The 12,253-nt window shown below is 72.6% G+C and carries 12 protein-coding genes and 1 pseudogene; 5 read left to right on the plus strand and 8 right to left on the minus strand.

What is annotated here, in order from left to right; all coding sequences use genetic code 11:
* Positions 1 to 422: 422 nt before the first annotated feature.
* The gene (locus ACFYNS_RS13320) at positions 423 to 2,069 is read right to left on the minus strand and encodes a cation acetate symporter (RefSeq protein WP_388602675.1); all 1,647 of its coding nucleotides are present in this window, start codon (positions 2,067 to 2,069) and stop codon (positions 423 to 425) included.
* A gap of 98 nt (positions 2,070 to 2,167) precedes the next feature.
* A pseudogene (locus ACFYNS_RS13325) lies at positions 2,168 to 2,503 on the minus strand (DUF485 domain-containing protein); the annotation flags it as partial.
* Positions 2,504 to 2,752: 249 nt separating this feature from the next.
* On the opposite strand from ACFYNS_RS13325, the gene ACFYNS_RS13330 reads away from it, so the two are divergent.
* Entirely contained in the window at positions 2,753 to 4,303 is a 1,551-nt protein-coding gene (locus tag ACFYNS_RS13330; protein WP_360303174.1) for a S8 family serine peptidase, read from the plus strand.
* Between the two features lie 133 nt (positions 4,304 to 4,436).
* On the opposite strand, the gene ACFYNS_RS13335 is transcribed toward ACFYNS_RS13330, so the two are convergent.
* On the minus strand, positions 4,437 to 5,321 hold the full coding sequence (locus ACFYNS_RS13335) for a sterol desaturase family protein (RefSeq protein ID WP_360303172.1): 885 nt from the start codon (positions 5,319 to 5,321) through the stop codon (positions 4,437 to 4,439).
* A 621-nt stretch (positions 5,322 to 5,942) separates the two neighbouring features.
* Between ACFYNS_RS13335 and ACFYNS_RS13340 the strand changes: the two genes are divergently transcribed.
* The 3 genes from ACFYNS_RS13340 to ACFYNS_RS13350 all read left to right on the plus strand — a co-directional run bounded on the left by ACFYNS_RS13340 (position 5,943) and on the right by ACFYNS_RS13350 (position 8,664).
* Positions 5,943 to 6,992 (plus strand): DEDDh family exonuclease, encoded by a 1,050-nt coding sequence (locus ACFYNS_RS13340; RefSeq protein ID WP_388602679.1) that lies wholly within the window; start codon positions 5,943 to 5,945, stop codon positions 6,990 to 6,992.
* Positions 6,993 to 7,018: 26 nt separating this feature from the next.
* A complete protein-coding gene (locus tag ACFYNS_RS13345) occupies positions 7,019 to 7,819 on the plus strand; it encodes an SURF1 family protein (RefSeq protein ID WP_388602681.1) in 801 nt (266 codons plus the stop codon).
* Between the two features lie 65 nt (positions 7,820 to 7,884).
* Positions 7,885 to 8,664: an SDR family oxidoreductase gene (locus tag ACFYNS_RS13350; protein WP_360302892.1), complete on the plus strand. Its 780-nt coding sequence runs from the start codon at positions 7,885 to 7,887 to the stop codon at positions 8,662 to 8,664.
* 36 nt (positions 8,665 to 8,700) lie between these two features.
* On the opposite strand, the gene amaP is transcribed toward ACFYNS_RS13350, so the two are convergent.
* The 5 genes from amaP to ACFYNS_RS13375 all read right to left on the minus strand — a co-directional run bounded on the left by amaP (position 8,701) and on the right by ACFYNS_RS13375 (position 11,207).
* The gene (gene amaP / locus ACFYNS_RS13355) at positions 8,701 to 9,297 is read right to left on the minus strand and encodes an alkaline shock response membrane anchor protein AmaP (RefSeq protein WP_360302894.1); all 597 of its coding nucleotides are present in this window, start codon (positions 9,295 to 9,297) and stop codon (positions 8,701 to 8,703) included.
* Positions 9,298 to 9,307: 10 nt separating this feature from the next.
* Positions 9,308 to 10,063 carry a DUF6286 domain-containing protein gene (locus ACFYNS_RS13360; protein WP_388602684.1) on the minus strand — a complete coding sequence of 252 codons (756 nt, stop codon included), beginning with the start codon at positions 10,061 to 10,063 and terminating at the stop codon, positions 9,308 to 9,310.
* A complete protein-coding gene (locus tag ACFYNS_RS13365; RefSeq protein ID WP_360302897.1) occupies positions 10,060 to 10,440 on the minus strand; it encodes an Asp23/Gls24 family envelope stress response protein in 381 nt (126 codons plus the stop codon). The genes ACFYNS_RS13360 and ACFYNS_RS13365 overlap by 4 nt, the downstream gene beginning before the upstream one ends.
* Positions 10,441 to 10,444: 4 nt before the next feature.
* A complete protein-coding gene (locus ACFYNS_RS13370) occupies positions 10,445 to 10,633 on the minus strand; it encodes a hypothetical protein (RefSeq protein WP_026004925.1) in 189 nt (62 codons plus the stop codon).
* A 73-nt stretch (positions 10,634 to 10,706) separates the two neighbouring features.
* Complete coding sequence (locus ACFYNS_RS13375; protein WP_360302899.1) at positions 10,707 to 11,207, minus strand: Asp23/Gls24 family envelope stress response protein; 501 nt, start codon at positions 11,205 to 11,207, stop codon at positions 10,707 to 10,709.
* Positions 11,208 to 11,422: 215 nt separating this feature from the next.
* On the opposite strand from ACFYNS_RS13375, the gene ACFYNS_RS13380 reads away from it, so the two are divergent.
* Positions 11,423 to 12,241 (plus strand): hypothetical protein, encoded by an 819-nt coding sequence (locus ACFYNS_RS13380; protein WP_388602687.1) that lies wholly within the window; start codon positions 11,423 to 11,425, stop codon positions 12,239 to 12,241.
* Positions 12,242 to 12,253 lie beyond the last annotated feature (12 nt).

Genomic DNA, 12,253 nt, shown 5'->3' on the forward strand with positions numbered 1-12,253 from the left:
CACTTCCCGCAGACAACGGACCAAAGGCAGCCCCCGGAGTACACGAACGCAAGGCTTCACATGGGTGCGGCTGGGGGTCCTAGGGGGCGAAGCCCCCTAGCGGGGGGTGTTGGGGGGCAGAGCCGCCCCAACGCCCGTCCGGCGAGGACAAAAGGGGGCTCGGGGGCGAAGCCCCCGACAACGGCGCCGCACCGGGGCGGACAACAGACGGGGGCACCCGGGGCACCCCCGGGGGAAACCGGGGCGCAGCCCCGACCGCGCGGCAAGGGACGGAGGCGCACCGTCGAGGGGACCGGGGCGCAGCCCCGGCACGTGGGGGGTGCCGCGGTGGCAGGCGGCACCTCCGGGGTGGGGGCGCCGCACCAGCGTGGGGGCGGCACCTCCGGGGTGGGGGCGGCGCCCCCGCGAAGGGGGCGCCGGGGTCAGTGGGCGCCTACTCCTGTCATGGAGCGGACCTCGAGCTCCGCGTACTTGGCGCCTCCGGCGCCCTCGTCCTTGGAGAGGAGGGAGCCGATCCACCCGAGCAGGAAGCCCAGCGGAATGGAGATGAGGCCAGGATTCTGCAGCGGGAACCAGGCGAAGTCGGCATCGGGGAACATGGAGGTCTCCTTGCCGGTGACCACCGGCGAGAAGAACACGAGGACCACGGAGGAGACGAGCCCACCGTAGATCGACCACAGCGCACCGGTGGTGGTGAAGCGCTTCCAGAAGAGGCTGTAGAGGAGCGTGGGCAGGTTCGCGGAGGCGGCGACCGCGAAGGCGAGGGCGACGAGACCGGCGACGTTGAGCTTGCCTGCGAAGATCCCCAGGCCGATGGCGACGCCGCCGATGATGACCGCCGAGACCCGGGCCGCCTTGACCTCTTCCTTCTCGGTGGCTTTGCCCCTGCGGATGACGTTGGCGTACAGGTCGTGCGCGAAGGAGGACGAGGAGGCGAGGGTCAGTCCGGCGACGACGGCGAGGATGGTGGCGAAGGCGACCGCGGAGATCATCGCCAGCAGGACGGCGCCGCCGGTGGAGTCCGCTCCGCCGCCGATCTCCTGGGCGAGCAGCGGCGCGGCGGTGTTGCCCGCGGCGTTCGAGTCGGTGATGGTCTTCGGGCTGAGCAGCGCGGCGGCGCCGAAGCCGAGCGCGATGGTCATCAGGTAGAAGACGCCGATGATGCCGATGGCCCAGTTGACGGACTTCCGGGCGGCTTTGGCGGTGGGCACGGTGTAGAAGCGGATGAGGATGTGCGGCAGTCCGGCGGTGCCGAGCACGAGTGCGATGCCCAGTGAGATGAAGTCGATCCGGGAGGTCGTCGAGACGCCGTACTTGAGTCCGGGTTCCAGGAACGACGCGCCCTTGTTGCTGTTCTCGGCGGCGGCGCCGAGCAGGGCGGAGAGGTTGTAGTTGAACTTGTGGAACACCAGCACGGTGATCACGACCGTGCCGCCGATCAGCAGGCACGCCTTGATCATCTGTACCCAGGTGGTGCCCTTCATGCCGCCGACCGTCACGTAGAGGATCATGACGATTCCGACGAAGACGACGATCAGGTTCTTGCCGGCCTCACCCGTGATGCCCAGCAGCAGCGCGACGAGGGCTCCGGCGCCGACCATCTGGGCGAGCAGGTAGAAGATCGAGACGATGATGGTGGAGACGCCCGCCGCGGTCCGTACGGGGCGCTGCCGCATCCGGTAGGCCAGTACGTCGCCCATGGTGTAGCGCCCGGAGTTCCGCAGCGGTTCGGCGACCAGCAGCAGCGCCACCAGCCAGGCGACGAGGAAGCCGATGGAGTAGAGGAATCCGTCGTACCCGGAGAGCGCGATGGCTCCGGCGATACCGAGGAAGGACGCGGCGGACATGTAGTCGCCGGAGATGGCCAGGCCGTTCTGGAAGCCGCTGAACTGGCGTCCGCCCGCGTAGAAGTCGGTGGCGTCCTTGGTCCGGCGTCCCGCCCAGACGGTGACGCCGAGGGTGATGGCGACGAAGACGGAGAAGAGGGTGATGATCAGCGTGCGGTGCTCGCCGGCGCCCTCGGCGGCCAGCTGGGTGGCGGGGGCCGCGAGTTGCTGGGTGAGACTCATGCGTCGTCCTCCTGACCGGCGAGCTGGCCCTTGTCCTCGTCCCGGGGTGCGGCCTGGTGGCCGATTTCGGCCCCGGTGGCCCGCTGCAGGTTCTCCGCCTCCAGCCGTGTCTTGAGCGCTTCCGCCTTGGGGTCGAGCTTCACTGCGGCGAACCGCGAGTACCACCAGGCGATCAGGAAGGTCGTCACGAACTGCGCCAGTCCGAAGACGAAGGCGATGTTGATGTTTCCGACGACCTCGGTGCCCATGAACCCGCCTGCGTAGTTGGAGAGCAGGACGTAGAGCAGGTACCAGACGATGAACCCGACGGTCAGCGGGAAGACGAACGAGCGGTAGCCGCGCCGGAGTTCACCGAACTCGGCACTGTGCTGGACGTCCGTGTAGTCGCGGGGGCCCGGTGGGCCGGAGTGCGCGTGCTCTGGGGCGGTGTCCACAGTGACTCCTGAGGGAACGTGAGGGGGGACGGAGCGTTCAAAAGAGTGTGACCCACGTCTCAATGACGAGCAGTGCGCGCATCGTAGATCGTCCGTCGCGCCCGCAACAGGGGTCGGTAGTTGAAACAGATAAGACCGATCACGGTTGCGTACAGCCTTCAGCCTTTCTCCATCAATCCATTGCAGTTACCTGGCTCCCAGAGATAACTTCCGTCGTCTGTGGACAACTTCAGACGACATGGAGACCCCATGCATGTGAGACCATCCAGGCGGCGGCGTGCTGTGGCGGTGCCGCTGGGACTGGTGTTGACCGCCACCCTCGGCCTGGCGGGCGCGGCCTCCGCGAACGCGCAGACCACCGAGCGGGCCGCGGCCGAGGCTGCGACACCCAAGGCGAAGGCCGGCGAGAAGCTCAGCTACATCGTCAACACCGAAACCAGTGGCCGTACCGTCAAACGTGTCAAGAAGGAAATACGCGAGGCTGACGGCAAGGTCATAGCCACTTACCGGAAAATAGGCGTCATCGTCGCGCACTCCAGCAACCCGGAGTTCGGCGAGACCCTGCGCAACGTCGACGGTGTCGACTCGGCGGGCGCCACCCGCACGGCTCCGCTCAAGGCGGCGACCACCACCGAGGTGGGCAAGCCGCACTTCGTCAAGGAGCCGAAGGCCAAGTCGTCGCTGACCGCGGCGCGGGCCAAGGACCAGGAGCCGCTGGAGTCCCTGCAGTGGGACAAGCGGGCCATCAAGGCCGACAAGGCCGCCGAGGTCAACGAGGGCAGCAGGAAGGTCACCGTCGGCGTCATCGACACCGGCGTGGACGACACCCACCCGGACCTGAAGGCCAACTTCTCCAAGAGGCAGTCGGCGAACTGCGTCGGGGGCAAGGCCGACACCTCGCCCGGCGCCTGGCGTCCGTACGACCCGAGCGAGGACTACCACGGCACCCACGTGGCGGGCATCATCGCCGCTCCCCGCAACGGTGTCGGCATCGCGGGCACCGCGCCCAACGTGAAGGTCGCCTCCCTCAAGGTGAGCGAGCCCGAGACGGCACTGTTCTACAGCGAGGCCGTGGTCTGCGCCATGGTGTTCGCGGCCGACCACGGCATCGAGGTCACCAACAACAGCTACTACGTCGACCCGTGGCTCTACAACTGCGACGACCAGGCCGACCAGAAGGCCATCACCGAGTCGGTGCAGCGCGCCATCCGCTACGCGCAGCGCAAGGGCGTCACCACGGTCACCTCGGCGGGCAACTCGTCGAACGACCTGGCCGCGGCCGAGATCAAGGACGACAGCAGCCCGGACGACAGCACCCCGGTCGAGCGGACCATCGACCCGGAGCACTGCAAGGACGTGCCGGCGATGCTGGAGGGCACCACCTCCGTCTCGGCAACCGGTCCGGAGAACCTGAAGTCGTACTACTCCAACTACGGCCGGTACGAGATCGACGTGACGGCGCCCGGCGGTGACCGCGCGTTCCAGACTCCGGAGGAGCCCGCCAAGGACGGCGGTGTGCTGTCCACCATGCCGAACGGCGAGTACGCCTACCTCCAGGGCACCTCGATGGCCGGTCCGCAGGTCGCGGGTGTGGCGGCGCTGATCAAGAGCACCCACCCCAAGTCCAGCGCCCAGGAGGTCTCCTGGCTGCTGAAGGCGCAGGCCCAGACCCTGCCCTGCCCGGAGAGCTACGACCCGGGCAACCGCGGCACCTACGCCGCCACCTGCACCGGCGTGCGGGGCAACAACAGCTTCTACGGCCACGGGCTCGTGGACGCGCTGGCGGCCGTCACCAAGTGACGCCGTGACGCCGTGACGCCGTGACGGAGTGCCGACCGCCCACCGGCCGCATGACGGCCCGGGCGGTCGGCACCAGGGGCCGGACCGCCGATCCAGCGGTCCGGCCCCTTTCCGTTTTCCGTCGCCGGGCCGGCTACCGCTCGGCGGCGAGTTCCGCCGCGGGCCGGGACGGCTGGGCGGGCTCTTCGGCGGGCTGCCAGCCGGGGCCGCGGAAGATCCGGCCGCCGCGCTCCCGCCAGCTGTGCGCCGCGCGCACGTCGCGGGCGATGGCCGCGTACTCGTGCGTGGCGACGCGCAACGGGTTGTAGGAGTCGACGTTCTTGGTCAGGCCGAAGACGCAGGCGTCGGTCTCCGGCACGAACGAGCCGAAGAGCCGGTCCCAGACGATCAGGATGCCGCCGAAGTTGCGGTCCAGGTAGCTGCCCTGGGACGCGTGGTGGACACGGTGGTGCGAGGGCGTGTTGAAGACGAACTCGACGGGGCGCGGAAGCTTCCCGATCCGCTCGGTGTGGATCCAGAACTGGTAGACGAGGTTGGTGGCGGAGCAGAACGCGAGGGCCGCCGGATGGACACCACAGGCGATCACCGGTATGTAGAACGGCCACACGGTCCAGGTTGTCCACGGCTGGCGGAGCGCCGTGGTGAGGTTGAACTTCCGGCTGGAGTGGTGCACGACGTGGCAGGCCCACAGGATGCGGATCACGTGGTGGCCACGGTGCGACCAGTAGTAGAAGAAGTCCTGCGCGAGCAGCATCAGGGGCAGGGTCCACCAGAGGATCGGCACGCGGAGCGGGGTGAGTTCGTAGACCGCCGCGTACAGGGCGACGATCGGGATCTTCCACAGCGCGTCGAACACCAGGCTGCCGAGCCCCATGGTGATGCTCGTCGCGGCGTCCTTCGCGGCGTATCCGGCGGCGTCCTCGTCCGGATGCAGGCGGTAGCTCACCATTTCGATGACGGTGAGCAGGACGAACGCGGGGATGGACCAGAGGACCACATCGGGCAGGCTAGACGGCATGTCAGCAAGGTAAGGCCGCCGGAAGTCCCGCGCCAGAGGTTGTTACCGCTTGGTATTGAATCCCGGCTGCACCACACCCGCCCCTTCCCTCCCGGAGCGGGTACCGCGCGACCGGTGCGGGGCCGGGCCCCCGGCCCCGCACCGGTCCGCTCCGCCCGGTCGTCGGCGCGAAGGCACCGGGGGCCGTCGTCGGCCGTGCCGTACGGGAGTTGAGCGGTTTCCGGGCGGACCGGGACGCCGCGCGGCCGCCGCGCGGCCGGTCGGCACGCACGCCGCCCGCCTCCCGCGTCCGGGCGCGCTCATCCGTGAACGGGACCCGGCGGCGGGGGCTTTCCCGGCCGCGCGACGGGCCCCGTACCCGGCGCAGCCGCTGCCCGGCTGCGCCGGGTACGGGGCGCGAGCGGGAGAGGCGACGTCCCGGCTCCGGCCGCGTGCGGGGAGTCCGTGCACCGTCGGGGCGCGGGCCGGCGGCCTGAGCGGAACGTCCGATCCGCCCGTACCGCTGGGGGTTTGACGGTCTTCCGGAGCGCGGGGACCGGTCCCGCCCGGAGTGCGACGCTGACCCGGGGGCGCGGGCACGGCGTGCGGCGCTGTCAGTAGCGACCCGTATTCTCTGTGACCATGCTCGAAGACCAGACGGCACGCACCGACGGGACCTCCCCGCGCATCCCCGCGCAGCCCGCCGCCGACTCCCAGCCGCCCTCCGACTGGCCCACCGGATATCCGGACGGCTATGCGGTGGTGGACGTGGAGACCACGGGCCTCGCGCGGGACGACCGGATAGTGTCCGCGGCCGTCTACCGCCTCGACGCACGCGGCGAGGTCGAGGACCGCTGGTACACGCCGGTCAATCCGCAGCGCGATCCCGGCCCCACCTGGATCCACGGGCTGACCGCCGAGGCGCTGGCCGACGCGCCGCTCTTCGGGGAGATCGCCGAGGAGTTCGCCACCCGGCTGGCGGGCCGCGTACTGGTCGCGCACAACGCCATCTTCGACTGGTCGATGATCGCGCGGGAGTACGCGCGCGCCGAGCGCGAGGCTCCGGTGCGCCAGCGGCTGTGCACCATCGCGCTGTCCAAGGAGCTGTCGCTGCCGCTGCCCAATCACAAGCTGGAGTCCCTGGCCGCGCACTACGGCGTGGTCCAGCAGCGGGCGCACCACGCGCTGGACGACGCGCGGGTGCTGGCCGAGGCGTTCCGCCCCAGCCTGCATCTGGCGGCGCGGCAGCGGGTGCGGCTGCCGCTGCTGGCGTGCCAGCCGCTGACCGAGTGGTCGGACGCGGTGGTCCCGCGCCGCCCGGGCGGCGGGACGGGTGCCGGGTACCGCGCCTCCGGCCGCGGGTACGGGACCTGGCGGCCCGCGCGCAAGCGCCCGGCCTGCCCTTACCCCAACCCCGGACGCTACGAACCGGAGGGGCGCCTGGTGCAGGGGATGCGAGTGGCCATCTCCGGGGACACCTCGGTGGACCGGGACCTGCTGGAGGACCGGGCAATCGAGGCGGGCCTCCACATCGCCACCAGTGTCTCGCGGCTCACCAGCCTCCTGGTCACCAATGACCCGGACTCTCCCACCTCGAAGGTGGTGAAGGCCCGCAGCCACGGCACGCCCGTCGTCGACGAGGCCGCCTTCACCCAGCTCCTGCAGGACGTGGCCCCCGCACCGGAGGGGTGAACCGCCGGGGGGTACCGTCGGTAGACGTGTACCGCTTCCTGCTGTCCCGGCAATGGGTGATCCTCACCCTGCTCGGCCTCGTGCTGATCCCCGCGATGATCAAGCTGGGCTTCTGGCAGCTGCACCGCCACGAGAGCCGGGTCGCGCGCAACGAGGAAGTGGCCGCGAGCCTGGCGGCGCCCACCGTACCGGTCACCGAACTGACCGGGAGGGGCCGTGAGCCCGCCGACCGCGACAAGTTCCGCACGGTCACCGCGCACGGCACCTACGACACCGCGCACGAGGTCGTCGTCCGGCATCGCACCGGCCCGGACCGCGACACCATCGGCTATTTCGTCGTCACCCCGCTCGTCCTCGACGACGGTTCGGCGGTCCTGGTCAACCGCGGCTGGATCCGCGCGGACCGCGATCTGACGGCCTTCCCCGAGGTGCCCGAGCCGCCGCGGGGCCGGGTCGGCGTCATCGGACGGATGATGCCGGACGAGACCACCGAGGCCAGCGGGATCAAGGACACCCAGGGGCTGCCCGACCGCCAGGTCATGCTGATCAACAGCCGGAAGCAGGCCCCGGAGGTGGACCACCCGCTGCTGGGGGGCTACCTCCAGCTGACGAAGACCTCGCCCCGGCCCGGCGGACAGCAGCCGGAGGTCCTGCCAGAACCCGACCACAGCGGAATCGGGCCGCACATGGCCTACGCCGTGCAGTGGTGGCTGTTCACCGCCGCGGTGCCGGTCGGCTGGGTCGTCCTGGTGCGCCGCGAGGTCAAGGAGCGGCGCGCGGCGGCCGAAGCCCCGGAGCGGCCGGAGCCGGTGGCCGAACCCGTCTGAGACCGGCCGGAATCCAGGGCACCGCGCCCTCGGGGACCGCAGCGCGGTCAGGCAGACTGCTCCCCATGGACCTTGGACTTTCAGAGCGCGTCTACGTCATCACCGGGGGCACCCGCGGGCTCGGGTTCGCCACCGCCGCACAACTGCTCGCCGAAGGGGCGCGCGTCGTCGTCACCGGCCGCTCGGAGAAGTCGGCCGAGGAGGCGGCGGCGCAGCTCGGGGTGGAGGCATCGGGCGCCGAGGGCCGGGCGCTGGGCATCGGCGCCGACAACGCCGATCCCGGGACCCCGGCGCGGGTGATCGCCGCCGCCCGGGAGCGGTTCGGGCGGTTCGACGGCCTCCTCGTCAGCGTCGGCGGCCCCCAGGCGGGCGTACCCGCCGACCAGCTCACCGACGAGCAGTGGCGGACGGCCTTCGACGACGTCTTCCTCGGCGCCGTGCGGCTGGCCCGCACGGCGGCCGGTGAGCTGGGCGAGGGCGGAGTGGTCGGCTTCGTGCTCTCCGGGTCCGTGCGCGAGCCGATCCCCGGGCTGACCCTCTCCAACGGCCTGCGCCCGGGACTGGCGGGTTTCGCCAAGAGCCTCGCGAACGAGCTGGGCCCGCGCGGCATCCGGGTGCTGGGGCTGATGCCCGGCCGGATCGGCACCGAGCGGATGCAGTACCTCGACTCGCTCTCCGGGGACGGGGACGCCGCCCGCGAGCGCAACTGCTCGGGCATCCCGCTGCGCCGCTACGGCACACCGGAGGAGTTCGGCCGGACGGCCGCCTTCGTCCTCTCCCCCGCGGCCTCGTATCTGACCGGGGTGATGCTGCCGGTGGACGGCGGGGCGCTGCACGGCTTCTGAGTGCGGGCTGCCGCCCGGAGCCGGCCGCTTCGGGGCTCAGCTCACCCGTTCCGCACGGTGCCGGGCAGCCCGCATCCTGACCTCGGCCGGCAGCTCGCGGAGCCCGGCCGAGGTCATCGCGTGGGCCAGTGCCTCGCGGTACAGCCGGTGCACCGCGGGGCCCGGCCTGGCGTGCGCGGTCAGCAGCAGCCCGACGCGGGCCCGCGGGCGGCCGCGCTTCCCCGTCAGGACGACACGCGCCCGGTCGATGCCCGGCTGGGACTCGGCCTCCGCGGCGACGGCGTCCTCCAGGGCCCGACCTCGGAGGACGGCGCCCTCGCCGTCCCCGCTGCCGATCTCGACTCCGTCCAGCCGCTGCCACCGCAACTGCGCCAGCAGCCACCACAGGAACAGCAGGAACAGCACGGCCAGGACGGCGAGAGCAACCGGCCACCACCAGCCCTCGTCGGTCCACCGGGTGCGCTCGGCGTCGCTCAGCACCACGTCCTCGGGCCGGCTCCAGGGCCAGTCAGCGGGCATGGTGACCCCCCACCGGCGGGGCAGGTCGAAGCCCGCGAAGAGCACCGCCAGGCCGAGCGCAAGCAGCACCAGCCCGACCAGCGCGAGCAGCACCCGGTCAACAGTCCGCAGCATCGTCCTCGCCTCACCGTCGTTTCGCCGGCCGCCGCACCCGGACGGCCAGTCCCGGTCGTCTGGCCAGGCCCAGCTCCGCGATGCCGGCGCGCAGCGCGCCGTCCAGGTCGCCGCGCACCCGGTCCAGATCGCGGAAGTGCGCCGTCGCCCGGGCCCGTACTCTGCGGCGCGAGACGGTGACCCGCACCGCCTGCACGCCCGAGACCTCCATGGCCCGGTCCCGCAGCACCAGCGCGGCGGCGGAGCGCTCAAGTCCGGCGCGCACCCCGGGGACGTCCGGCCGCATCGTCAGCAGCGACCGCTTGCCGGGAGTGAGTGCCAGCACCAGCAGCCACACTCCGAGTGCCGCGAGCGCGGCGGCGCCCGCCAGCATGAAGACGTCGTCGAGGCGGCGGGAGGCCAGTTCGTCGGTGAGCGTCCGGCGCCAGGCCATACCCGTGCGACCGGCCCGCACGGAGGCCGCGTCGTAGAGCAGGATCCCGGTGCCGGCGAACAGCAGCAGCGCGACCACGGCGGCCGGCACCCTGCGCACCGACCAGAACCGGCCCGCCTTCCCTTCGCCCGCTCCGGGACCGCCCGCCTCCTCGGGAGGCGCGGCGCCGGAGTCGGACGGCCCGGACGCGGCGGGCGAAGCCGACCCGGGCGACTCCGGGGGCTCGGGGGTCTCGGCGGATCCGGGGGCCCGCGAGGTCTCGGACGGGGCGCCCGCTCCTCGCCGGCCGGGCCCGGCCGGGGGCGGAGCGCCTGTGTCGCCTGCTGGGGTCACTGCACCCTCCCGGAGCGTTCGCCCCGCAGCTGCACCGAGGTCAGCCGCTCGATGTCCAGTGCCACGTCCGGCACGTCCATACCGACGAGCTCGCGCACCCGCGCGATGACGCGGCGGCGTACGGCCCCGCACTGCGCGCCCAGGTCCGAGGGGTAGCCGAGTTCCAGCCCGAGGCGTACCCGCGCGGTCCGCTCCCGCACGGTGACCGCGGTGCGGCGCACCGGCCGCCCCGCCGGGAGCCGGCCCGCGGACGGGTCCTCCCCGGCGGGGGCCTGGCGCAACGCCTCACGCGCGGCCTGCGCGGCCACTTTGGCGACCACCCGGTCGGCGATCCTGGTCGCCCCCCGCTCACCGGCGGAGATCTGGGCATCCGTCACGGAGTCACCTGCGGCGCTCGCCGTCCCGGCCGCGGAAGAAGTCCCCCGCCTCCAGGTCTCCGTCCGCGAACCGGCCCACCAGGAAGCCGACGGCCCCCAGCGCCGCGACCAGCACGAAGGCTCCGAACCCGCCGAAGTATCCGGCGAAACCCAGTGCCAGTCCGGCGATCAGGCCGGCAAAGGCCATACTCATCCTGCGCTCCTTCGGTCGGCGCCGGGGCGGGGCACGCGACGCTCCGGCACGTGCTCCGGTGTGCAGCGGCGGTTCATTGCACGCGGGTGCGGTCGGAGTCCTCGTCCTCGTCGTCCTCCTCGTCCGGCAGCTTGACGTCGCTCACCGCGATGTTGACCTCGACCACCTCGAGGCCGGTCATCCGCTCGACGGACGAGACGACGTTCTCCCGCACCGCACGCGCCACATCTGCGATCGACACGCCGTAGTCGACGACGATCTCCAGGTCGAGCGCCGTCTGCACCTCGCCGACCTCGGCCTTGACACCCCGGCTGACCGACCGGCCGCCGCCGGGGACCCGGTCGCGGACGGCTCCGAAGGTCCGGGCCATACCGCCGCCCATCGCGTGGACCCCGACCACGTCACGGGCCGCCATGCCCGCGATCTTCTCGACCACGCCGTCGGCGATGGTGGTGCGGCCCCGGACACCCGCCGCCCCCGGCCCGCGGCGCCCCTGCTCGGCTCCCCCGCCGGTCTGCCGACCGGCGGTGCCGCTGCGGTTCTCGGAGCGGTTGGACGTACTGGTCTCGGACATCTCTGCGCCCCTCTCGGAGGTTCGAAGCGGCCTGCCGCTCCGCGCATCACCGTAGGCACAACCCGGCCGACGACGCGCGCGCAGATCCGGTGCACTCCTCCGTGCGGGTGACCCTTGCCGCCCGTACGCCGTGCGGTCCGCACGGGCGCGCCGTCGGCGCGGAAGGTTCTCTCACGGCGACGGGAACGGCGGCGGACGCGGAAGGGAAGTGCGCCATGGCGGCGGAACGGCTGACCACGCAGGTACGGCAGCAGCTCGGGCTGGGGCGGACCCTGCCGCTGGGCGAGGCGGCGGACGGCGTCTGGGTGGCGGAGGAGGCGGCGTTGGCGGTGCTGCACCGGTCGGTTCCCGGCGCGCGGCTGAGCGCGGTGCGGCTGGATCCCTCCGGCCCGCGCGCCGCCGCCGAGTCCCCCGTACCCGCACCCGCCGGTGCCCTGCCGCCGGGTCCGCTGACGCTGACCGCGAATCTGGCCGTGTACGCCGACCGGCCGGTTCCGGCCGCGGCCGACGAGGCGCGGCGCACCCTGCTGGCGGCGGCCGAGGGTGAGCTGGGGCTGCCGCTGGAGTATGTGGACCTGCGGGTGACCGAACTGGTGGAGGCGGGCGGCGCCGGACGCGTTCGCGGCCAGGAGGAGTCCGGCCCGCGGGAGAGCGCGGAGGCCCCGGACTCCGGGCGGGAGCCGGCGGCGCGTGGCGCCGGCCCGGACGGGCGGTCGGCGGGGTCCGGGACGGAGCAGGAGGAGGCGGCCGACCGTGTCGCCCGGGCCGTGCTCGCGGTGGAGGGCGTGGTCCGGCTCGTCCCGACGCAGGGGCCGGCCTTCTCGCATGTCGCCGCGGGGCCGCGGTTCAGCGCCGTCCGGATCGAGGGCGATCCGGCGGCGGGCCCCTGCCATGTGCTGCTCAGGGTGGCCGTCTCGCCCGCCCGCCGCGTCCTGGACACCGCGCGCGCCGCGGGTGCCGCGGCGCGCGGGGCGCTCGGCACCTCCGGCGGGGTGACCGCGGCGATCCTGGTGGCCGCTGTCGACCGGAGGTGAGCCGCCGTCCGG

The organism is Streptomyces sp. NPDC006925 (assembly GCF_042869575.1).
Lineage (GTDB): Bacteria > Actinomycetota > Actinomycetes > Streptomycetales > Streptomycetaceae > Streptomyces.